We start from the raw sequence: 22,260 nt of genomic DNA on the forward strand, positions 1-22,260 counted from the left end.
CTACCGCAGGTCACCTTCTGTCAACAGCGGAACCAGTACGCTGACTCCCATGGCCGAGCCTGCATCGAGCATCTACATCGCCTCACCCGAGGGCGACACCGGTAAGTCGACCATTGCACTCGGAGTGCTCCAGATGCTGTGTGCGTCTGCGGCCCGGGTCGGTGTCTTCCGGCCCATCGCGAGGTCGACGACGGAAACCGACTACATTCTGGAACTTCTCGTCGACCACACGACGGCGGATCTGTCCTACGAGCAGTCACTCGGCGTCACCTACGAGGCCGTGCACGCCGATCCCGACGCCGCGCTCGGCGAGATCGTCTCACGCTTCCACGACGTCGCCGCGCAGTGCGACGCAGTGGTGATCGTCGGCAGCGATTTCACGGACGTCGGCAGCCCGTCGGAACTGAGTTTCAACGCCCGTGTCGCAGCGAACCTCGGCGCGCCTGTGCTGCTTGCACTTCGAGGCTCGGAACGGTCGACGAGCGAGATCGTCCAATTGGCGCAGCTGTGTCAGGCCGAGCTTCGTCAGCACCACGCGCACCTCGCCGCGATCGTCGCCAACCGATGCGACCCCGACAAGCTCGACGAGGTCACCGAGGCACTGACACCGCTCGGAGTGCCGGCGTGGAGCCTGCCGGAGATCCCACTGCTGATCGCTCCGACGATGGCCGAGCTGCTCGAGGCCGTCGACGGAAAGCTCTACAGCGGAGACCCCGAGCTCATGCAACGCGAAGCGCTTCGGGTCATGGTCGGCGGGATGACGGCCGAGCACATCCTCGAGCGTCTGACGGATTCGGTGGTGGTCATCGCCCCGGCCGACCGCTCGGACGTGCTGCTGGCACTGGTCAACGCCCATGAAGCAGAGGGCTTTCCCTCGCTCGCCGGCATCATCATGAACGGGGGCATCGCGCCGCACCCCGCGATCGCCAGGCTCGTGTCCGGTCTCGGTCCCAAACTGCCGATCCTGACGACAGACCTCGGTACGTTCGACACCGCCTCCGCGGCCGCGAGAGCACGTGGCCGGGTGGCCGTCGGCTCGCAGCGCAAGGTGGACACCGCACTGAGCCTGATGGAACAGCGGGTCGACGCACGGGCCCTGCTGGATCGGCTGGAGCTGAGCATTCCGTCGATCACCACCCCGCAGATGTTCGAGTACCAGCTGATCCACCGCGCTCGCGCCGATCAGAAACACATCGTCCTCCCCGAGGGCGGTGACGACCGAATCCTTCGTGCGGCGGGCAGGCTGCTGCAGCGGCAGGTGGCCACGCTGACGATCCTCGGCGAGGAAGGCCCCATCCGGCGTCGCGCAGCGGAACTCGGGGTCGACCTCGGCGACGCGCAGGTGCTCGACCCCAAGACCTCGGACCACGCCGAGGACTTCGCCGCCGAGTACACCGAACTACGCAAGCACAAGGGCATGCGCATCGAGCGGGCACGCGAGATCATGACCGACATCTCGTACTTCGGAACCATGATGGTGTACAAGGGAATTGCCGACGGCATGGTGTCCGGCGCCGCCCACACCACAGCCCACACGATCCGTCCGTCGTTCGAGATCATCAAGACGGCCGACGGCGTCGACACCGTCTCGAGCATCTTCTTGATGTGCCTGTCCGACCGCGTTCTCGCCTACGGCGACTGCGCTATCGTGCCGGACCCGACGGCGGAGCAACTGGCCGACATCGCGATCTCGTCGGCGACCACGTCCGCTCAGTTCGGCATCGAACCCCGCATCGCGATGCTGTCCTATTCCACCGGCGACTCGGGAACCGGCGCCGACGTCGACAAGGTACGCGAGGCCACGCGGCTCGTGCGGGAACGAAACCCGGAACTGCTCGTGGAGGGCCCGATTCAGTACGACGCAGCGATAGAGCCGTCCGTCGCGAAGTCCAAGCTGCCCGATTCCGATGTCGCCGGCCGCGCAACGGTGTTCATCTTTCCGGACCTCAACACGGGCAACAACACGTACAAGGCGGTGCAGCGCAGCGCAGGTGCCGTCGCGGTCGGGCCGGTTCTGCAGGGTCTTCGCAAGCCCGTCAACGACCTCTCTCGCGGTGCACTGGTGGAGGACATCGTCAACACCGTTGCCATCACGGCCATCCAGGCACAGGGGCACCAGGCATGAGCGTCCTCGTCGTCAACTCCGGTTCGTCGTCGGTGAAGTTCCAACTGGTGGAACCCGAGACCGGCCGGTCCGTCGCCTCCGGGCTGGTCGAGCAGATCGGGGAGCCGGAAGGTCGCGTCGTCCTCGAGTTCCACGGTGAGGAGATCGAGAACCGCCGGGAGATAGCCGATCACGGTGTCGGTCTCGCCGTCGCGTTCGAGATGCTGGAGAACGCGGGAGTGGAGCTGGGTTCCGACGTGACGGCGGTGGGCCACCGCGTCGTACACGGCGGGGAGATCTTCTACCGACCGACGCTGATCGACGACGCGGTCGTCAAGCAGATCTCCGACCTCAGTGCGCTTGCGCCGCTGCACAATCCACCCAACGTACTCGGCATCGACGTTGCGCGCGAACAATTGCCGTCCATCCCGCACGTCGCCGTGTTCGACACTGCGTTCTTCCATTCGCTGCCCGCCGCCGCGGCCACGTACGCGATCGACCGAGACGTGGCCCGCCGGAACGGGATCAGGCGCTACGGCTTCCACGGCACGTCGCACGAGTACGTGTCCGGTCGGGTGTCGGAGTTCCTCGGCCGAGACGACCTGAACCAGATCGTGTTGCACCTGGGCAACGGAGCGTCTGCATCCGCGATCCGCAGCGGCGTTCCGATCGACACCTCGATGGGCCTGACGCCCTTGGAAGGCCTGGTCATGGGCACCCGCAGCGGTGACATCGACCCGGGCGTCGTCATGCATCTACGGCGCAACGCGGACATGGACGTCGACGAGATCGACAAGTTGCTGAACCGGAATTCCGGGCTCAAAGGACTCGCAGGTGTCAACGACTTCCGAGTGCTCGCCCAGAAGATCGACGACGGTGACGACGACGCCGCACTCGCCTACGACGTCTACATCCACCGTCTCCGCAAGTACATCGGTGCCTACATGGTGAACCTGGGCCGACTCGACGCCATCACGTTCACCGCCGGCGTCGGCGAGAACGCCTCCGCGGTACGCGCCGACGCCCTGGCGTCGCTGGAAGGGTTCGGTATCGTCGTCGACTCCGAGCGAAATGCCGTACGCAGCAAGGATGCTCGTGTGATCTCGACCGACGACTCGGCGGTGACCGTCCTCGTCGTCCCGACCGACGAAGAACTCGCCATCGCCCGCGCCACCGAACAGGTCGTGTCGGAGCAGAACGGGTCAGAAGAGTGACTGTGGCCTGATGGCGTTGGCGAGGTCGACGAGCGTGTAGCGGTGCGCGCGGTCGGTCGCGTTACGGGCAAGGGCGCGTAACCCGGTCTCGGTGCCCGAGCGCAGGCCCGTCTCGGTGAACGGGGCACCGAGAATCGGCTCACGTTCGGTCTCGACAGCATGACCGGACCGAACCCAGTCCATTGCCATCGCCAGAACCAACGTGCGCATCTGCAACGCTCGAGGTTCGCGCCGGGGGAGCATGGCGACACGTCTCGCGGCCTCGCGGAAGTCGTCCTCCTCGAGGTCGGGGGACGGCCGATCCATCAACAGCGTCAGCACACTCGTCATACGAGCGACGGCGTAGTGCCGCGAGCTGATGGGAACCTGATCCAGCACTCCGACGGCCGCGGTGGGGTCGCTGCGATACATCATCTGGCGCGCAAGGCCGAAGGCGGAGCTGACGACGGCGCGATTGGTGCGCCACACCGAGAGATAGTACGACTCGGCGCAGGCCCGCCACTTCTCGCGCTCTTCCGGCTCCTGGACGGAGGTGCCCTCCATGATCAGCTCGGCGCTCGCGGCCAAGGCGATCTTGGGGGCCAGCTCACCCGGCATCGCATCGAGAACGTTCTCGAAATGCGTCGATGCGTCGGAGAACTCGTTGCGCAACAGGTCCAGAAGGCCGGAGTACCACTCGACCCGCCACGGATCGGGGCCGTCGGTGATCACCTGGTTCAGCACCGATTGCGCGGTCCCGGTATCTCCGAGGTCGATGTGCGCCTTCACCTCCGCGAGGGTGATCTCGAGTCCGCCCGGCGATCCGTCGGCGAACCTCTCGATACCGTTGCGGCGGGCGTGCGCAAGGGAATCGAGCGTCTGCTGCGGTTCGCTGTGCACCGCCGCCGCCAGTAGAGGTGCGCTCGGATCGAGTGGATCGACCAAGGGAACAGGAAGCGCGGAGACGACGTCGCGAGCACTGATTCTGTCGCCGCGCACCTTGCCGTCGACGTACGTGTCCGTGCGCCCGACGGATTCTTCGGTGCCGAACGTGGTGCGCGGCGGACTGAACGCCGTCGACAGGCCGGGACGTTCCGTTCCGGTCTGCAGCGACAGAATCTCGCGGAGTACACCGGTGGCCTGGCTGGCCAGCACGTCGGCGGTGGAGAACCGCTGTGCCGGATCGGGATTGGTGGCGCGCAGCAGCAATCGATGGAACGAGGGGTAACGGCGGAGCAGTTCGTGATCCTCCGGCGACGGAATGCCCGGGTCGTACTTTCCCTTCGTCTGCGGCATGTCCAGAGTGAGAACCGCCAACGTGCGCCCGACGGTGTAGATGTCCGACGCCACCGTCGGGCCGGTCTCGACGATCTCCGGGGCTTGATATCCGGCAGTGCCGTAGAGGTATCCGAAATCCTCGATACCCGCGACCGCGCCGAGATCGATGAGCTTGATCTGATCGTCGGTGACCATGATGTTCTCGGGCTTGAGATCGTTGTACACCAACCCGATGGAGTGCAGGTAGGACAACGCGGGAAGAACCTCCAGCACGTAGGCGATGGCCTGCTCCACCGGCATCCGAACCCGCGCACCCGACTCGGCGTCCTTGCGAGAGGACAGAATGTCCCGCAACGAACGCCCACCCACGTACTCCATGACGATGAACCCGATGCGGGTGCCGTCGGTACGTGGCTGCTCGACGAAGTTGTAGATCTTCACGACGCTCGGGTGCGCCACCTCCGCGAGGAACTGACGCTCGGCGACGGCGACCGCGTGGGCCTCGTCGTCACCGAAGTGCAGCAGACCCTTCAACACCACCCAGCGATCGCTGACGTTGCGGTCGATGGCCAGGTAGATCCAACCGAGACCGCCGTGCGCGATGCACCCCTGCACCTCGTACTGCCCGACGACGAGATCGCCCGGCTCGAGCAGCGGCGTGAAATCGTACGTCGAGCCGCAATGAGGACAGATGCCCGACGGCTTGTCCGGCTCACCGTCTGCACTCCGGCCGACCGGTGAGTTGCATTTCCAGCAGAACCGTTTGCGTTGCGGAACAGTGGGATCCGACATCACCGCCGTCGCAGGATCGACAGGATCGACACGAGGAATGTCCACCAGGCCCGCGCCGAGGCGTCGGCGAGGATCCGTTCGATTCGACCGAGTCGGCCTCGTCCTCCCGGACGTACGCGACGAACGAACCTGCGACACAGGAGAAGCCTGAGTCCTGTCGGCGGCCTGGGTGCGCTCGGACGCTTCGGTTCTGGCGACGGCTTCGGTACGGGACACGGCCTCGGTACGGGACACGGCCTCGGTACGGGACACGGCTTCGGTGCGCTGTGAGGGCGCGGTGGATCGACCGGTCGGAGTCTCGGGGTCTCGGGCGCTCATGTCAGTCCACGTACTGGGGGAACGGCGGGCCGGGCGAGCTGCCCAGGACCGACAGCCAGCGGGAGTACAGGCGGTTCCAGGTTCCGTCACCGCGGATTCGCTCCAGGGTGCCGTTGACGAACCGCACCAGATCCTCACTCTCCTTCTTGATTCCGACACCGTACGGCTCGGGGCTCAGGCTGTCGCCGACGAGTTCCAGGTACGGATCCTGCGCGGCGAGACCGGCGAGGATCGTGTCGTCGGTGCTGATTGCGTCGACCTGACGTTGTTGGAGGACGACGAGGCAGTCGGACCACATCGCGGCCGTGGTGATCTGCGCAGTCGGGACGATGCGCTGCAGCCGCCGCAGCGACGTCGTGCCGTCGACCGCGCAGACGCGTCGATTCGCCAGGTCCGCAACACCGTTGATGCCGGAGTTCTTGACCGCGAGCACCCGGTGCTGCGCCTGGAAGTACACCGTGGAGAACGACACTTCCTCCTTGCGCGCACAGGTGATGGTCATGGTCTTGACCACCACGTCGACCGTCGAGTTCTGCAAGGCCTCGATACGTTCCGCGGAGGTCAGGATGCGGAAGTCCACTCGATCCGGGTCACCGAAGAGGTCGCGTGAGATCTCGCGCGCGATGTCGACGTCGAACCCGACGAGCTTGCCGGTCATCGGATCACGGAAGCTGAAAAGGTTGCTGCCGGTGTCCAGCCCGACGATCAGTCGACCGCGCTCTCGGATCTGGTCGACGGTCGGAGACGGTGGCGTGTTCTCCGGGGCAAGACCGGCCTGTCCCGGTCCGAACTGCAGGGGACGAAGACTGGCCGTCGGGCGCGCGCACTGCGGGTCGGGGGAGTCGACTTCCGGTGCACCCGTTGCCGGGCCCGCACCGTCGGGCATGGGTGGTTCGGTGTAACTGATGTCCGGCTCGGGCGGCAACGCCTCCGGTGCAACGCAACTGGTGGTGAGCAGACCCACGAGGATCGCGGCGACGACGAGAAGAATTCGGTTCACAGGTACTCACGCAACCTTGGAACGAGACCGCCTGCGACGCCCGCCGCAGCGGCGATCGTGAGGACGATGGCTCCGGAGCTCAACGCGACGAGGGAGGTCTTGGCTCGCTCGACGTTGCCCCGAAGCTCGTTGCGGCCCTGTTCGATGCCGGCGATCAGCATGTCGTCGAGAGCCTTGAACTGAACCGCCGAATCTGCGACGCCGCTTCCCGTCGCGATGGTGACGGCGGTGTTGAAATCGCCGACGGCCAACGCGTCGTCGATCCGCTGATGCGCGGTCTTCCACTTGGCCAACGACTCCGTCATCGCCGCATCACCGTCGAACAGATCGGCCAGTTTCTGCGTGTTGTCGTTGAATTCGGCGTCGTACTCGCGGGTGCTGCCGCGGCGCACGAGGTTGAGAGTCTCGTCGGACCTGGCCTGCTGAGCGAGGATGAACCCCGTGGTGAGCTTCTGCAGCGGGGTGACACCGCGGTCCAGCGCACGGTCGGTCGCGGTCGCGGAGATGAGCCCGGCCACCAGCATCCACCCGAGGAGCACCGTGACCAGACCCGACGCCGTCAGAAACCCCCAGTTCAGGGTCCGGTGCGTGCGCCGCGACAAGTACAGCTGAGCCAACACCAGCAGTCCGAGGACGACGACGATGGTCGCGATAGCGAACACCGGTGGGTGGACGAACCTTTCCTGATCCGTCGACACCCGCGATGCCTGCGCCGTGTACAGGCCCTCGGCGCGGGGAAGCAGCGAGGTCTGCATCAGCGTGGACGCCTCACCGAGGTACGACGATCCGACGGGATTGCCACTCCGATTGTTGGAACGGGCGGTCTCGACGAGGCCCGTGTACACCGGCAGTGCCGCACCGATCTCCGTGAGAGCGTCCCTGGCCTCGGTGTCGGACTCGCCGAGCCCGCCGGACGCCCGGATCAGCTCGGTGCCCGCGTCGCCGATGGCCTGCGCGTACCGATCACGCACCGCCTGAGGTTCCAGGCCACCGGAGATGAACGCCGTCGACGCCGCGGCATCCGCGACCGACAGGGCGCCGTACAGATTCTGCGCGGAATTGGCCAGAGGCTCGGTGCGCACCAACAACGAATCGAGCGTGGACTCGCGATCGGACACAGCCTCGCTCGTCACGAACCCCGTCGCGACCAGCAACACGATCAGCAGACCGCCCAGGGCGATCATGCGCGCAGGCGTCGACCGTGCCAGGCGCCGCAACTCACGCCGCGAGTCGCTCTCCGAGGCCGTGGCGGCCGTCGTGGGAGGTACGGCAGCAGTGGGTGTAGTGCCGACCACGTTCACAGGTTCGAGCATATAAGTTTCCGCCCGCGGTGCGTACGTGGACGGCGAACACTCCGAAGGTGCAGTCCCCTAAGGTGTGGAGGTATGCGCGGCGACGGTGACGGGTGGGTAGTCGGGGAGAACGGCACGCGACACTGGGGAAGGTACGGAGCCGCAGGTCTGCTCCTGCGTGCACCGTCCGCAGACGGTGAGCCGACGGTACTGCTGCAACACCGCGCCCTCTGGAGTCACCAGGGCGGAACCTGGGCGCTTCCGGGCGGCGCGAAGGACTCGCACGAGAGCGCAGTGACGGCCGCCGTCCGTGAAGCCGACGAAGAAGCAGGAATCGGCGCGGCCCGGCTCAACGTCCGAGGAGAAAAGCTCACCGCGACGGCCCCGAGCGGTTGGACGTACACCACCGTCGTCGCCGACGCCGACACTCAGCTTCCCACCACCCCGAACGGTGAAAGCACCGAACTGCGTTGGGTTCCCGAAAGCATGGTCGACGCCCTGCCTCTGCACCCCGGCTTCGCGGCGAGCTGGCCCACCTTGCGGACCGAACCTCTCCGCGTACTGCTCGACACCGCCAACGTGCTCGGCTCCCGCCCCAACGGCTGGTGGAAGGACCGCAGCGGCGCAACCGGCGAGCTGCTGACCTCCCTCGCCGACGTCCTGCCGCGCACCGTCGAACTGCCCGGCGGCACCTACGGGTGGCTCACCACCATCGAAGCCGTCCTCGAAGGCGACGCCCGCGCAGCCCGATTCGACGACGCCCGAGTCCCCGTCATCCATGCGTCGGGCAGCGGCGACGACGAACTCGCTCGGCGCGCACACGACGGCAGCGCGCTGACCGCGCTCGTCACCGCGGACCGCGGCCTGAAGGAACGGTTGCCGACGGCGGTGCAGGTGCTCCCACCATCGACCGTCCTCGCCTGGCTGAGCTAGTTGCCTTTCAGCTTCTCCGCCAGCGCCTGAGCTGCGGCCTGAGGGTCGCGGGCCTGCGTGATGGCACGCACGACCACAACACGGTCCGCGCCGGCCGCAAGGACCTCGTCGACGTTGTCGGCGTCGACACCGCCGATGGCGAACCACGGCCGTGTCGGAGCCGAGTCGGCCGTGCTGCGCACCAGTTCGAGGCCCGCGGCCTTGCGATTCGGCTTCGTCGGCGTCGCCCACACCGGCCCGGTCGCGAAGTAGTCCACACCGTCCTCGATCGCCGCCAGACTCGCCTGGCTACGGTTCTGCGTCGAACGTCCGATCACCACATCCGGTCCGAGGATCTGCCGCGCGTAATGCACCGGCAGATCGCCCTGGCCCAGATGCAACACATCGGCGTTCGACGCCAACGCCAGGTCCGCGCGGTCGTTGACGGCCAGCAGCGCGCCGTGACGCCTGGTGGCCGCGGACAGAACGGCCAGCGCAGCCAGTTCGTCCTTGGCCTCCAGCGGACCGAACTCACGCTCACCTGCGGAGTTCTTGTCGCGAAGCTGAATGATGTCGACGCCGCCGGACAGTGCCGCCTCGGCGAACTGGGCTAGATCGCCGAGCTCGCGCCTGGCGTCGGTGCACAGGTACAGGCGGGCAGAGTTCAAGCGTTCACGGGAGCTCTGAGTGGGATGCACGTCTCCAGACGGTAGTCTTCTCGTCGGAAAGACAGATACACGGGAGTCCTGGGGTACGCGGGGCTGAGAGTGGACACGCCCGTCCTTACCGTCAATACCTGAACCGGATCATGCCGGCGCAGGGAGTGAGGGTGGTTCTCGGTGAAGTTCGAAAAGTCGCAGTTCGACGGGCCGCAGTTCGAAAAGTCGGGGCTCGGAACGCTTGCCGTCGTCGGAGGCGGCGTCATCGGCCTCGCCGTCGCAGCCAGGGCGCAGCGCGACGGATGGTCGGTCCAGCTGTACGACCCGAACATCGGGTCGGGCGCGTCCTGGGTGGCCGGCGGAATGCTCGCACCGCTGTCCGAGGGATGGCCGGGCGAACACGAACTACTGAAGCTGGGGGCGCGCTCGCTGGACCGCTGGCCCGAGTTCGCACGCGAGCTCGGAGTCGACGTGTTCACCGCATCGGGCTCGTTGACCGTCGCACTCGACGCCGCCGACGCCCAGGACCTGCGGACCATCGCAGAATTCGTCGGCGAACACGGGCACCAGCTGGACATCCTGAACCGGGCGCAGATCCGCGAACTCGAACCTTCGCTCGCGCAGAACATCCGCCTCGGACTTCTCGCGCCGACGGAACAGGCCGTCGACAACCGCGCCCTCGTCGACGCACTGACAGCGTCCGCAGCCGGCGTCGACTTCGTCGCCGAACAGGTGACCGACCTCGACGCCCTGACTGCCGACCGAATCGTCGTCGCCGCCGGAGCGCAGGTCTCCGCCCTTCTCCCGGACATCCCCGTCCGACCAGTCAAAGGCGAAATACTCCGACTCCGACGACGACCCAGCGCGACGGCTCCGCCCAGCCGAACCATCCGAGGCAGCGTCCACGGCCGCCCCATCTACCTCGTGCCACGCGGCGACGGCCTCGTCGTCGGCGCCACCCAGTACGAATCCGGCCACGACACCCAGGTCACCGTCGCCGGAGTCCGCGACCTCATCGCCGACGCCGAACGACTGATGCCCAGCATCGGCGAATACGAACTACACGAAGCCGCCGCCGGATTGCGCCCCATGAGCCCCGACGGCCTACCACTCATCGGCCGCGTCTCCGAACGCGTCATCGTCGCCGCCGGACACGGACGCAACGGAATCCTGCTGACACCCATCACCACAGACGCTGTCGCCGCACTACTCACCGGCGACACACTCCCCGAAGCCAAGGCTGCAGATCCAGCCCGATTCGAGACAGGAAGGCACCGATGATCACCGTCAACGGCGAAGAACACGCACTCTCCGAGGGGCTGACGATGCGTCGACTCCTCGCCGATCTGTCCATGCCGGACACGGGCATCGCCGTCGCCGTCGACGGAACAGTCCTGCCGAAGAGCCGATGGGACGCCACCACCGTCGAACCCGGCTGGACCATCGAAATCCTCACCGCGGTGCAGGGTGGCTGACGTGCTGACTATCGCGGACAGAACCTTCGAATCCCGACTCATCATGGGCACCGGAGGAGCAGCGAACCTGACCGTCCTGGAAGAGGCGCTGGTGGCGTCGGGCACCGAGCTGACCACCGTGGCCATGCGACGCGTCGACGCCGCAGGCGGCACCGGTGTCCTCGATCTACTGCGCAAGCTCGACATCGCACCCCTGCCCAACACCGCCGGCTGTCGCGGCGCCTCCGAAGCCGTTCTCACTGCACAGCTCGGACGCGAAGCACTCGAAACCGACTGGGTGAAGCTCGAAGTCATCGCCGACGAGCGAACACTGCTGCCCGATGCCATCGAACTGGTCAAGGCCGCAGAGCAACTCGTCGACGACGGGTTCAACGTACTCCCGTACACCACCGACGACCCCGTCCTGGCACGCAGACTCGAAGACATCGGCTGCGTCGCCGTCATGCCACTCGGTGCGCCGATCGGCACCGGACTCGGCATCTCCAACCCACACAACATCGAGATGATCGTCGACGCGGCAGGCGTTCCTGTCATCCTCGACGCAGGCATCGGCACCGCCAGCGACGCAGCCGTGGCGATGGAACTCGGGTGCGACGCAGTTCTTCTCGCCACCGCCGTGACCCGCGCCAAAGACCCCGCACTGATGGCGTCGGCGATGCGGCACGCGGTGAGCGCCGGATTCGAGGCCCGCCGCGCGGGCCGCATTCCCAAACGTTTCTGGGCCCAGGCCAGTTCTCCTATGTGAGTGGTTGTGTAGGCCAGGGCCTACACAACCACTCACCTAGGTACGGGTGTCATCCGAAAGGATGAGTCGAATCGCGACTCGCGGGCGATGTGCGAGCACCCGTCGATCGGGCACAGTGGACCCCATGATTCAAGTGACGGGGTTGACGAAGCAGTACGGTGCGGTGAAGGCGGTCGATGATCTGTCTTTTTCCGTGAAGCCGGGGATTGTGACGGGTTTTCTCGGGCCGAATGGTGCGGGGAAGTCGACGACGATGCGGATGATTTTGGGTCTGGATCGTCCGACGAGTGGTCAGGCGTTGATCGAGGGTAAGCCGTATGGCGAGTTGAAGCAGCCGTTGCGGAGTGTGGGTGCGTTGTTGGATGCGAAGTGGGTGCATCCGAATCGTTCTGCGCGTGCGCATTTGGAGTGGATGGCTGCGTCGAACGGTATTCCGAGGTCTCGTGTGGACGAGGTGCTTCGGTTGGTGGGGCTGAGTGAGGTTGCGAAGAAGAATGCGGGTGGTTTCTCGCTCGGTATGTCGCAGCGGTTGGGTCTGGCGGGGGCGTTGTTGGGGGATCCGAAGGTGTTGTTGTTCGATGAGCCGGTGAATGGTCTCGATCCTGAGGGCATTGTGTGGATTCGTAAGTTCATGCAGCGTTTGGCGGCGGAGGGTCGGACGGTGTTGGTGTCGAGTCATCTGTTGTCGGAGATGGCGCAGACGGCGGAGCATCTGGTGGTGATCGGTCGGGGTCGGTTGGTGTCGGATACGTCGGTGCAGGATTTCATCGATCATGCGTCGGAGGCGTCGGTGAAGGTGCGTAGTCCTCAGTTGGATGCGTTGCGGAGTGCGTTGACGTCGGCGGGGTTGACGGTGCGTGAGCCTGCGGGGGTGGATCAGTTGCAGCCGGCGATCGTGGTTACGGATTCGACGACCGAGGTGATCGGTGATATCGCTGCTCGGCATCAGATCGTGTTGCATGAGTTGTCCTCGCAGCGTGGGTCTTTGGAGGAGGCGTTCATGAAGCTGACGGGTGAGGATGTTCAGTATCACGGTGCGGGTGCTGATGGTGTGGACGGTCAGGGGTCGGATTACAAGGCGATGGGTGGTGCTCTCTGATGGGTGTGTTGGCTGCGGAACGTATCAAGATCACCTCGACGAAGTCACCCTGGTGGTGCACGATCGCCATCATCGCCCTCGGGTTGGGGCTTGCCTTCGCGGTGGGACTGGCGGCCAAACTGGGTCTGCAGTCCTACAACAACCAGATCGCCGAGGGCAACAAACCCGAATTCGAGCCCTACCTACCGTCGGTCTTCGAAGTGGTCGGCAGTGGCGTCGGCGGCATGGGGCTCATGGTCCTCATGATCCTGGCTGCGCTGACGGTGACCAGCGAATACCGCTTCGGCATCATCAGAACCACGTTCCAGGCGGTCCCGAACCGCGCCGCAGTGCTGGTCGCGAAAGCGTCGCTCATCGGTGTGTTCGGTTTCGTGCTGACGTTCGTTCTCGGACTGCTGGCGTTCTACATCGGTAAGGCAGTCGCCGGACCGGATGCAGGCGCTCTGCTGAGCTTCGACATCGACGGCACCTGGCGAGCGATCTACGGAACCGCGATCCTGGCCTTCCTGCAGGTGTTCATCGCCGTCGGAGTCGGTGCGCTTCTTCGCCAGTCCGCAGGCGCCATCGCACTGCTGCTGCTCTGGCCGCTACTGGTCGAGTCGCTGTTCGGACTGTTCGGATCCTTCGGCCGCGCGATCCAGCCGTTCCTGCCCTTCGGAAACGCCAGCCACTTCCTCGGTGAAGCCGGAGGCGTCGACTATCACTGGGGACCGTGGGGAAGCCTGGTCTACTTCGCGATCTTCACCGCCGTCGTGTTCGGTGCAGCATTGCTGGTCGTCAACCGCCGGGACGCGTGAGTGTAAAGTAATATAAACCGCAAAGAACCTCCGAAGGAATACCTTCGGAGGTTCTTTGCATCTCAGGGAAAACCCTGACGAAATTCCGCTTTCCGTCATCCGTGAGAACGACTCGAAAGAATACTTCCGAGCGATGCGGTACGAACCGGAACAGGGCAGTATTTCCGTTCATGATCGAAGTGACGGGGTTGACGAAGCAGTACGGTGCGGTGAAGGCGGTCGATGATCTGTCTTTTTCCGTGAAGCCGGGGATTGTGACGGGTTTTCTCGGGCCGAATGGTGCGGGGAAGTCGACGACGATGCGGATGATTTTGGGTCTGGATCGTCCGACGAGTGGTCAGGCGTTGATCGAGGGTAAGCCGTATGGCGAGTTGAAGCAGCCGTTGCGGAGTGTGGGTGCGTTGTTGGATGCGAAGTGGGTGCATCCGAATCGTTCTGCGCGTGCGCATTTGGAGTGGATGGCTGCGTCGAACGGTATTCCGAGGTCTCGTGTGGACGAGGTGCTTCGGTTGGTGGGGCTGAGTGAGGTTGCGAAGAAGAATGCGGGTGGTTTCTCGCTCGGTATGTCGCAGCGGTTGGGTCTGGCGGGGGCGTTGTTGGGGGATCCGAAGGTGTTGTTGTTCGATGAGCCGGTGAATGGTCTCGATCCTGAGGGCATTGTGTGGATTCGTAAGTTCATGCAGCGTTTGGCGGCGGAGGGTCGGACGGTGTTGGTGTCGAGTCATCTGTTGTCGGAGATGGCGCAGACGGCGGAGCATCTGGTGGTGATCGGTCGGGGTCGGTTGGTGTCGGATACGTCGGTGCAGGATTTCATCGATCATGCGTCGGAGGCGTCGGTGAAGGTGCGTAGTCCTCAGTTGGATGCGTTGCGGAGTGCGTTGACGTCGGCGGGGTTGACGGTGCGTGAGCCTGCGGGGGTGGATCAGTTGCAGCCGGCGATCGTGGTTACGGATTCGACGACCGAGGTGATCGGTGATATCGCTGCTCGGCATCAGATCGTGTTGCATGAGTTGTCCTCGCAGCGTGGGTCTTTGGAGGAGGCGTTCATGAAGCTGACGGGTGAGGATGTTCAGTATCACGGTGCGGGTGCTGATGGTGTGGACGGTCAGGGGTCGGATTACAAGGCGATGGGTGGTGCTCTCTGATGGGTGTGTTGGCTGCGGAACGTATCAAGATCACCTCGACGAAGTCACCCTGGTGGTGCACGATCGCGGTGATCGTCCTCGGATTGGGCCTCGCGGGAATCGTCGGATTCACCTCCGAACTCGGCCTCGAATCCTACAAAGATCAAGTGGCTCAGGGTGACACACCGGACTACGATCCGTACCTCCCCACCGTCTACGACGCGGTCGGCAGCGGCGTCGGAGGTTTCGGAGTCATGGTGTTGATGATCCTGGCCGCCTTGACGGTGACCAGCGAGTATCGCTTCGGCGTCATCCGTACGACGTTCCAGGCGATGCCCAATCGCGCATCGGTTCTCGTCGCCAAGGCATTTCTGATCGGTGTTCTGGGGCTGGTGCTGAGCTTCGTCCTCGGTCTCGGCGCGTTCTACATCGCCAAGGTGTTCGCAGGCGCCGAGGCAGGCGAACTGCTGAGCTTCGACATCGACGGCACGTGGCGCGTCATCTACGGGACCGCGATCCTCGCCTTCCTGCAGATCGTCGTCGCCGTCGGAGTCGGTGCCCTTCTTCGCCAGTCCGCAGGCGCCATCGCACTGCTGTTGCTGTGGCCGCTGGTGGTCGAGAACCTCTTCGGCCTGTTCGGATCCTTCGGTCGCGCGGTGCAACCGTTCCTGCCCTGGCTCAATGCCTCTCACTTCCTCGGATCCGACGGCGGAGTCGACTTCCACTGGGGACCGTGGGGGAGCCTGGTCTACTTCGTGGTCTTCACCGCCATCGTGTTCGGCGCCGCAGTGTTCGTCACCGATCATCGAGACGCCTGACGGCCGGAGAAGCTAGGGTGCTTCCATGCCACGGAAGACCTTGCTTGCAAGTTTCGCAGTCGGCGCGCTCGTCCTGGCCGGTTGCTCCACGTCCTCGGACAACTCCGGGGCCGAGGAGCAGCCGGCCGTGTCGGTTCCGACGCCGATCTCCAGTCCCGACGGCCCAGGGCTCGCGGACGCCGTCACCGGCGACGCCGTGGTCGCTCACCTCGAGGAGCTCGAACGGATCGCGTCGGAGAACAACGGCAACCGCGCCGCCGGCACCTCCGGATACGACGCCAGCGTCGACTACGTGAGCGGAAAACTGCAGGCAGCCGGATTCGACGTCGAGACACCGGAATTCGACTTCGACCAGTTCACGGTGGACACCGAGTTGCTGTCGGCCGGAGACGAGCAGATCTCGGTCAAAGCCCTCGGATACTCTCCAGCCACCCCCGAGGACGGCATCACCGCACGCGTCGTCGCAGCTCCCGCCGACGAGTCACCCGGTTGCGAGGCAACCGATTACGACGGACTCGACGTCAGCGGTGCCATCGTTGTCGTGAACCGGGGTCTGTGTCCCTTCGTCGCCAAACAAACCGTCGCGGCGGACCTCGGCGCCGTCGCGGTCGTCGTGGTCAACAACGTCCCCGGGCCCGTGGACAACGGCACTCTCGGCAGCAAGGACGACGCCAAGATCCCGACGGGCGGCGTCTCGCAGGAGGACGGCGCGGCCGTCGCGTCGGCGCCGGAACTGACGCTCACGCTGGACACGGTCACCACAACGACCAAGAGCCGCAACATCATCGCGCAGACCTCGACGGGAGACACCTCGAACGTCGTGGTCGCGGGCGCCCACCTGGACAGCGTCGAGGAAGGCCCGGGCATCAACGACAACGGCAGCGGCACCGCGGCGGTGTTGGAATCCGCGCTGCAACTCGGCAGCGAGCCGGACGTGACCAACGCCGTCCGGTTCACGTTCTGGGGCGCGGAAGAGAACGGACTCGTCGGATCGACTGCCTACGTCGAGGGCCTGAGCGACGAGGACAAGGCCGACATCGCGTTGTACCTCAACTTCGACATGATCGGCTCGCACAACGCCGGATACCTCGCGTACGACGGAGACGACTCCGACAAAGTCGGCGAACCGGCTGGACCGGCAGGGTCCGACGCCATCGAGCGTGTGTTCGTCGACTACCTCGGCGGAGAAGGAATCGCCGTCGACGGAACCGATTTCGACGGCCGATCCGACTACGGCCCGTTCATTGCCGCCGGCATCCCGGCAGGCGGAGTGTTCAGCGGCGCCGACGACGAGAAGACCCCCGAACAAGCAGAGAAGTGGGGCGGCACGGCCGGGGAGACCTACGACGAGAACTACCACACCGCCGAGGACACACTCGCGAACGTCGATCGCGAGGCACTCGCGAAGAACGCGTCGGCGATCGGTTTCGGAATCGGCACGTACGCGCAGTCGGTCGAAGGACCCAACGGCGTTCCGGTCGGGGACGCCCGCACCCAGGCGCGTTCGGGCCAGTGACCCACGAACCGGGGATCTTCGGGCTACGAAGTGTCTGTAACCCTCGGTTACGCTTCGTGTCGTGAAACTGTCGTCGATGGTCGGCTGGGTGCAGGATGTCAACCGCAGCCCAGGGGTCGTCGACGTGGTGCGGAGATTCCGACGGGTTCTGCCGGGCGACCCCACGTTCGGTGATCCGCTGTCCCTGGCAGGCGAAGGGTCGGCACTCGCCGTGGCCCGCGTAGCCGACAAGTTCCGAGGTGACGAGCCTGGTGCCACCCGAGAAATCGGACTCGGAGCACTTCAGGTGTGGCAGGCAGTGCTCGAGAGAACCGGCCGAGGCCGGGGAGAACGCGACGTGACCATCGTCTTCACCGATCTGGTGGGATTCTCGTCGTGGTCCCTCGTCGCAGGCGACGCCGCGACTCTGACCCTGCTGAGGAAGGTGTCCCAGGCAGTCGAGCCGGCCGTCGCCGCGGGCGGTGGACACGTCGTCAAGAGGCTGGGCGACGGCATCATGGCGGTCTTCTACCGACCCGACCAGGCGCTCGAAGCGGTGGTCGCGGCACGGACGGCGCTGTCGGAGGTCGACGTCGACGGATACGCACCGACCATGAGGGTCGGGATTCACACCGGAAATCCGCGACAGATCGGATCCGACTGGCTCGGCGTCGACGTCACCATCGCCGCCCGCGTCATGCAAACCGGCGGTAACGGCAACCTGATGATCTCCCGGAACGCGTTCGACGCAGTACACCCCGACACGGTCGACGCACTCGGATTGGTTCCGCGGCCCTACCGTCGCGGATTCTTCGCCCCCAAACTCACCGGCGTACCCGAGGACCTGAAGATTCTCCGGCTGGTACGCCACCGCTGACCGGGGTCCAGCGCGCCCTACGAGCTTTGGACGTGCAGCCTCCACAGCGGAGAGACGGGACCGTGGCCTGCGCCCAGGTCGTACGACGCCGCGAGGCACTCGGTGACCCAGTCCTTGCCGAACGCGACCGCGTCCGGCACCGAATACCCGTTGGCCAGCGCGCTGGCGATGGCGGCAGCCAACGTGTCTCCACCTCCGTGATCGTTGCCCGTGTCGATTCGCGGCCGGGAGAATTCGGTGAAGGTATCGCCGTCGAACAGGATGTCCGTGCTGGTCGTCGACGTGCGTAAGTGACCGCCCTTCACTATCGCCCACCCCGCGCCCAACGCATGCAGCGCTTCGGCCGCCCGGCGGGCGGTGGCGTCGTCGATCACGTCGATGCCGGTGATGAGGCGAACCTCGTCGAGATTGGGGGTGACGACAGTGGCGATGGGGATCAGAACGTTCCGAATGGCGTCCAACGCCTCCGCGTGCAGAAGCGGATCACCGTGCATCGACGCGCACACCGGATCGACGACGAGCGGGATCGTGCCGTTCTTACCGATGCCGACCTCGGTGCAGACATCGGTGACGGCTTCGATGATGGCTGTCGACGCCAGCATGCCGGTCTTGGCGGCGCTGATTCCGATGTCGCCGACGACGGTGCGGACCTGGTCTGCGACGACGGCCGGCGGGATTTCGTGGAAGCCACTGACGCCGACGGTGTTCTGCACGGTCACCGCGGCGACGGCGACGCACGCGTGCACCCCGCACATCGCCATGGTGCGGCTGTCCGCTTGAATGCCCGCACCGCCGCCGGAATCGGTCCCGGCAATGGTCAGAGCGCGAACCGGCGTGGAGCCGTTGGGGGGCAGCGGTAGGAACTTCACATCGCGACAGTACCGGCACGGCCGGTGTGGAGGACGCCCGGTTTTACCGCACCTTCGGGAGATGCACAGTAGTGCATGAATGTTGTTGCATCACAACGGTGATGGAAACTCTGTATGACCGATACCAGGGTCTGTGTTGCATGGAGGTTGCATACCTACGGAACCGAAGGTTTGTTGCTACAAACGGGTGACAAGCTATCTGATCGCATGTTTAATAGTGGTGCACGTCACATGTAACTGCTTCACTGCACATCCCGGAAATGCAAAGGAGGTGACCCATGCTTGCCAGTACTCCCAGTGCTGATGTCTCCATCAACACCGACCAGAATCGTTTCGAGTTGCGGCTCAACGGTGATCTGGTGGGAATCGTCGGCTACTTCGAAGTCGAGAACACGCAGAGGCGCGGAGCCCGTACGCACGTCGTGTCGTTCATGCACACCGTCGTCACCGAGGACTTCGGCCATCAAGGCCTCGCGGCTATCCTCGTCCGCCGATCCCTCGACAGTGCGCGCTCGTATGGATGGAAGGTGAAGCCGGTGTGTACGTACGTACAGCGGTTCCTCGCCGCCAATCCGGATTACTCCGACGTGGTCGTTCCGCTCTGAGTCGTCCGGTAACGGTCCGGGTTCGGTGCGACGTCGAATTGCTATCCAAGTAGCCGACTGTCCCTCGTGACGGGCCGACCTCCGCTCTACTCGGGGGATGGATCACACGTCGAGCACGCTGGCAGCGTCGGTTCGCATAGTGGACAACGCCGAGCATCACCGATTCGACCTCTTCGTCGGGGGCGAGCTCATCGGTATCCTCGGATACCGCCGTTCAGGCAGTGACGCCGCTGTCGCGTTCATGCACACGGTCGTCACGGAAGACTTCGGTGACCGCGGCTGGGCGGGTGTACTCGTCAGGGGTGCACTCAACACCGCACGCGACCGGGGCTGGTCCATTCTTCCGGTATGCACGTACGTCCAGCGCTATCTGGCCCGGAACCCGGAATTCCTCGATCTCGTCGCACCGGACTGAGAGCAGTGCTCTTGTTTTCTCCGTGTGCCTGGTGAATACTCACTTCAGAACGAGAGCACCGCTCTCGCATCCTGAAGGAGGGCACGCATGCGATCGACTGTCGGGCTTCTGGTCGCCACGGGCGTTCTGTTCGCCGTCTATCCCGTTCTGAGGCCCTACTCCTCCGAGTCAGGGCAGGCAGGCGCCGACGCGTTCGCGTCCGGACTGTGGGTAGGGGCGCACGTCAGCGCGATGCTCGGCTTCATCACGCTCGCTCTCGCAGTACGCACGATGAACGTCGGCGCCGTCGCCGAAGTGACGACGTGGGTCGGCGTCGGACTGACACTGCCGTACTACGGCGCCGAGACGTTCGCACTCCACGTGCTGGGATCCGACGCGCTGAGCACCGGCGATCTTCGGCTGATCGACCTCGCCGAACCCATCCGATACGGCCCCACACAAACGGTGATGTTCGGTGCCGGACTGATCCTCGTGGCCATCGGCACCGTTGCACTTGCGCGGCGCGTGCCCGGCTGGCAGTCCGCGCTCTTCGCGTCGGGTTTCGTCCTGTTTCTTCCGCAGTTCTTCGCGCCCCCGTGGTTGCGTGTTGCGCACGGACTGCTCGTTCTCGCCGGCGTAGCAGCGCTGGCGGTCCACGTCGCTGCGGGGCGTGATCGTCAGGAAATATCGACGACGACGGGTGCGTGATCGCTGGCACCCTTGCCCTTGCGCTCCTCACGATCGATCGAGGCGCCCGTCACCCGGGACGCAAGAGCCGGGGAAGCCAGAGCCATGTCGATACGAAGTCCCTGCTTCTTCGGGAAGCGAAGCTGCGTGTAGTCCCAGTAGGTGAACGTCCGCGGCTCGGGCGTGAACTGCCGAGTCACCTCGGTGAATCCGACCTCCGCGAACGACTCGAACGCATCCCGCTCCGGCTGCGACGTGTGGGTCTTGCCCTCGAACAACGCCGGATCCCAGACATCGTCGTCGGTAGGCGCGATGTTCCAGTCCCCGACGAGCGCGATCTGCGCGTCCGGGTCCGCCGACACCCAGGCCTGAGCGTCGGCCCGCAGCTTGGCGAGCCACTCGAGCTTGTACGTGTAATGCGGATCCGCCAGCTCGCGCCCGTTGGGTACGTACAGGCTCCACACGCGAACCCCGCCGCACGTGGCTCCGATGGCCCGCGCCTCGCGCACCGCCTCGACCTCCGGGTCCTTGCTGAACCCGGGCTGATCCTCGAAGCCGATCTGCACGTCGTCCAACCCGACCCGCGACAGCAAGGCGACACCGTTCCACTGGCTGAGGCCGACATGGGCGACCTCGTACCCGATCTCGGTGAACCGCTCGTACGGAAACTGCGCGTCCTTGCACTTGGTTTCCTGCATCGCCAGCACGTCGACGTCGGATCGCTGCAGCCAATCCACGATCCGATCCTGACGAGAGCGGACGGAGTTCACATTCCAGGTAGCCAATCGCACGGCGATCAGACTAACGGGTGCTCACATGAGGTCGGCGTAGCGATAGCGATGATGCTCGGTGAAGCCGAGGCCCTCGTACATGGCCACGGCGCCTGCATTGGCCGCCGAGACCTGCAGGTACGCGTGCGTCGCACCCTGCGTGCGACCCCAGGCGACCAGTTCGCCGCAGATCCTCGTTCCGAGGCCGTTCCGTCGATGCGCCTCCGCGACCTCGATGGCCGTCAGACCGACCCAGCGTCGACCGTCGGGCGCGTCCGTCACCGCTGCACGCCCGATCGCCAGCATCTCGCTGGACGCCGAGCCGATCCGGCCGAACGCCGCCACACCGTCACGCACCGACGAGATGACCTCGAGCGCACCGTCGGGCAGGGGTCGACCGCGGTAGCGGTACACGCCGAGCCAGTCGGCGTCGGGCACGTCGGAGAAGACCGACAGAGTTTCGACGGGCAGCTCCAACCGGGAGATGTCCGCGGCCATGACCAGTGTTTCGTCCCGCGTCACCCACCCGGCGGGCGGTGAACCCAGTCGGTCGGGCAGCAGGAGCACGGCAGGTAGGCCGCGCTCGGAGAACCATCGGACGATGTCGTCGAGGGACACATGACCGGCCGACGGTTCCACCGGCAACGCGGAGTTCGCCCGGCCGGTGAACCCGTGCCCGGCGCGCAGGAGCCAGCCGTCGATCCAGGCCTGTTCGACGCCGGGCCAGCCGTCGGCGGCAGCACGTTCCAGCGATCGAATCTCCGACGTGCGAATCGGACGCGGCCCGAGCTCCTTCAGCGCGACGACACGATCGGGCGCGACTCTCACTTCGCGACCGTCCGCGGACTGCACCGCGACCACCGACCGGCTGTGCTCGATCAGTTCGCCGATGACGTCCGTCATCGGGTGGCTGTGGCCGGGTGGCAGCCGGTAGCGCAGCATGACCCGCGGTCCCAC

22 protein-coding genes and 1 riboswitch are annotated in these 22,260 nt (G+C 65.3%); of the genes, 15 read left to right on the forward strand and 7 right to left on the reverse strand.

What is annotated here, in order from left to right:
- Window positions 1-49 precede the first annotated feature (49 nt).
- Complete coding sequence (gene pta / locus CH289_RS13745; RefSeq protein ID WP_019663269.1) at window positions 50-2,125, forward strand: phosphate acetyltransferase; 2,076 nt, start codon at window positions 50-52, stop codon at window positions 2,123-2,125.
- Window positions 2,122-3,318, forward strand: a complete 1,197-nt coding sequence (locus CH289_RS13750) for an acetate kinase (RefSeq protein WP_094709939.1) — start codon at window positions 2,122-2,124, stop codon at window positions 3,316-3,318. Before pta ends, CH289_RS13750 begins: the two co-directional genes overlap by 4 nt.
- On the opposite strand, the gene CH289_RS13755 is transcribed toward CH289_RS13750, so the two are convergent.
- From CH289_RS13755 to CH289_RS13765, 3 genes are read right to left on the reverse strand one after another with little or no spacing between them, the layout of a single operon-like run.
- Window positions 3,307-5,685, reverse strand: coding sequence for a serine/threonine-protein kinase (locus CH289_RS13755; RefSeq protein WP_256977204.1), 2,379 nt, complete (start codon window positions 5,683-5,685; stop codon window positions 3,307-3,309). The two genes, CH289_RS13750 and CH289_RS13755, sit on opposite strands and share 12 nt — an antisense overlap.
- A gap of 1 nt (window position 5,686) precedes the next feature.
- Window positions 5,687-6,685 (reverse strand): transporter substrate-binding domain-containing protein, encoded by a 999-nt coding sequence (locus tag CH289_RS13760; protein ID WP_094728060.1) that lies wholly within the window; start codon window positions 6,683-6,685, stop codon window positions 5,687-5,689.
- On the reverse strand, window positions 6,682-7,980 hold the full coding sequence (locus tag CH289_RS13765) for a hypothetical protein (protein WP_256977205.1): 1,299 nt from the start codon (window positions 7,978-7,980) through the stop codon (window positions 6,682-6,684). The genes CH289_RS13760 and CH289_RS13765 overlap by 4 nt, the downstream gene beginning before the upstream one ends.
- 90 nt (window positions 7,981-8,070) lie before the next feature.
- On the opposite strand from CH289_RS13765, the gene CH289_RS13770 reads away from it, so the two are divergent.
- Window positions 8,071-8,910 (forward strand): NUDIX hydrolase, encoded by an 840-nt coding sequence (locus CH289_RS13770; protein ID WP_019663275.1) that lies wholly within the window; start codon window positions 8,071-8,073, stop codon window positions 8,908-8,910.
- Here CH289_RS13770 and thiE read toward each other — a convergent pair.
- Window positions 8,907-9,587 carry a thiamine phosphate synthase gene (gene thiE / locus CH289_RS13775; RefSeq protein ID WP_019663276.1) on the reverse strand — a complete coding sequence of 227 codons (681 nt, stop codon included), beginning with the start codon at window positions 9,585-9,587 and terminating at the stop codon, window positions 8,907-8,909. The genes CH289_RS13770 and thiE overlap by 4 nt on opposite strands.
- A 29-nt stretch (window positions 9,588-9,616) precedes the next feature.
- Window positions 9,617-9,729: riboswitch (TPP riboswitch) on the forward strand.
- On the opposite strand from thiE, the gene thiO reads away from it, so the two are divergent.
- The 9 genes from thiO (at window position 9,729) to CH289_RS13820 (ending at window position 17,978) form a co-directional block, all read left to right on the forward strand.
- On the forward strand, window positions 9,729-10,829 hold the full coding sequence (gene thiO, locus CH289_RS13780; RefSeq protein WP_037143572.1) for a glycine oxidase ThiO: 1,101 nt from the start codon (window positions 9,729-9,731) through the stop codon (window positions 10,827-10,829). It overlaps the preceding riboswitch by 1 nt.
- Entirely contained in the window at window positions 10,826-11,023 is a 198-nt protein-coding gene (gene thiS / locus CH289_RS13785; protein ID WP_019663278.1) for a sulfur carrier protein ThiS, read from the forward strand. Before thiO ends, thiS begins: the two co-directional genes overlap by 4 nt.
- On the forward strand, window positions 11,016-11,768 hold the full coding sequence (thiG, locus tag CH289_RS13790) for a thiazole synthase (RefSeq protein WP_019663279.1): 753 nt from the start codon (window positions 11,016-11,018) through the stop codon (window positions 11,766-11,768). The genes thiS and thiG overlap by 8 nt, the downstream gene beginning before the upstream one ends.
- A gap of 124 nt (window positions 11,769-11,892) precedes the next feature.
- The gene (locus tag CH289_RS13795; RefSeq protein WP_033188694.1) at window positions 11,893-12,867 is read left to right on the forward strand and encodes an ABC transporter ATP-binding protein; all 975 of its coding nucleotides are present in this window, start codon (window positions 11,893-11,895) and stop codon (window positions 12,865-12,867) included.
- Entirely contained in the window at window positions 12,867-13,664 is a 798-nt protein-coding gene (locus CH289_RS13800; RefSeq protein WP_019668066.1) for an ABC transporter permease, read from the forward strand. Before CH289_RS13795 ends, CH289_RS13800 begins: the two co-directional genes overlap by 1 nt.
- A 170-nt stretch (window positions 13,665-13,834) precedes the next feature.
- Window positions 13,835-14,809 (forward strand): ABC transporter ATP-binding protein, encoded by a 975-nt coding sequence (locus CH289_RS13805; RefSeq protein WP_037162284.1) that lies wholly within the window; start codon window positions 13,835-13,837, stop codon window positions 14,807-14,809.
- Window positions 14,809-15,606 carry an ABC transporter permease gene (locus CH289_RS13810; protein ID WP_020112594.1) on the forward strand — a complete coding sequence of 266 codons (798 nt, stop codon included), beginning with the start codon at window positions 14,809-14,811 and terminating at the stop codon, window positions 15,604-15,606. Before CH289_RS13805 ends, CH289_RS13810 begins: the two co-directional genes overlap by 1 nt.
- Window positions 15,607-15,631: 25 nt before the next feature.
- The gene (locus tag CH289_RS13815) at window positions 15,632-17,122 is read left to right on the forward strand and encodes a M28 family peptidase (protein ID WP_037143578.1); all 1,491 of its coding nucleotides are present in this window, start codon (window positions 15,632-15,634) and stop codon (window positions 17,120-17,122) included.
- A gap of 76 nt (window positions 17,123-17,198) precedes the next feature.
- On the forward strand, window positions 17,199-17,978 hold the full coding sequence (locus CH289_RS13820; protein ID WP_230594355.1) for an adenylate/guanylate cyclase domain-containing protein: 780 nt from the start codon (window positions 17,199-17,201) through the stop codon (window positions 17,976-17,978).
- 17 nt (window positions 17,979-17,995) lie between these two features.
- On the opposite strand, the gene thiD is transcribed toward CH289_RS13820, so the two are convergent.
- Window positions 17,996-18,847, reverse strand: a complete 852-nt coding sequence (gene thiD / locus CH289_RS13825; protein WP_019666651.1) for a bifunctional hydroxymethylpyrimidine kinase/phosphomethylpyrimidine kinase — start codon at window positions 18,845-18,847, stop codon at window positions 17,996-17,998.
- A gap of 278 nt (window positions 18,848-19,125) precedes the next feature.
- Here thiD and CH289_RS13830 point away from each other — a divergent pair, with 278 nt between their 5' ends.
- The 3 genes from CH289_RS13830 to CH289_RS13840 all read left to right on the forward strand — a co-directional run bounded on the left by CH289_RS13830 (window position 19,126) and on the right by CH289_RS13840 (window position 20,554).
- Window positions 19,126-19,452, forward strand: coding sequence for a GNAT family N-acetyltransferase (locus CH289_RS13830; RefSeq protein WP_037163886.1), 327 nt, complete (start codon window positions 19,126-19,128; stop codon window positions 19,450-19,452).
- 97 nt (window positions 19,453-19,549) lie between these two features.
- Window positions 19,550-19,867 (forward strand): GNAT family N-acetyltransferase, encoded by a 318-nt coding sequence (locus CH289_RS13835; RefSeq protein WP_037163882.1) that lies wholly within the window; start codon window positions 19,550-19,552, stop codon window positions 19,865-19,867.
- Between the two features lie 87 nt (window positions 19,868-19,954).
- Window positions 19,955-20,554 carry a hypothetical protein gene (locus CH289_RS13840; RefSeq protein ID WP_037163880.1) on the forward strand — a complete coding sequence of 200 codons (600 nt, stop codon included), beginning with the start codon at window positions 19,955-19,957 and terminating at the stop codon, window positions 20,552-20,554.
- Here CH289_RS13840 and CH289_RS13845 read toward each other — a convergent pair.
- Both CH289_RS13845 and CH289_RS13850 read right to left on the reverse strand, forming a co-directional pair.
- Window positions 20,524-21,324, reverse strand: coding sequence for an exodeoxyribonuclease III (locus CH289_RS13845; protein ID WP_026348066.1), 801 nt, complete (start codon window positions 21,322-21,324; stop codon window positions 20,524-20,526). The genes CH289_RS13840 and CH289_RS13845 overlap by 31 nt on opposite strands.
- 21 nt (window positions 21,325-21,345) lie before the next feature.
- Complete coding sequence (locus CH289_RS13850; RefSeq protein ID WP_019666646.1) at window positions 21,346-22,260, reverse strand: N-acetylglutamate synthase, CG3035 family; 915 nt, start codon at window positions 22,258-22,260, stop codon at window positions 21,346-21,348.

It is taken from the genome of Rhodococcus sp. RS1C4 (assembly GCF_002258225.1).
In the GTDB taxonomy this organism is placed as follows: Bacteria; Actinomycetota; Actinomycetes; order Mycobacteriales; family Mycobacteriaceae; genus Rhodococcoides; species Rhodococcoides fascians_E.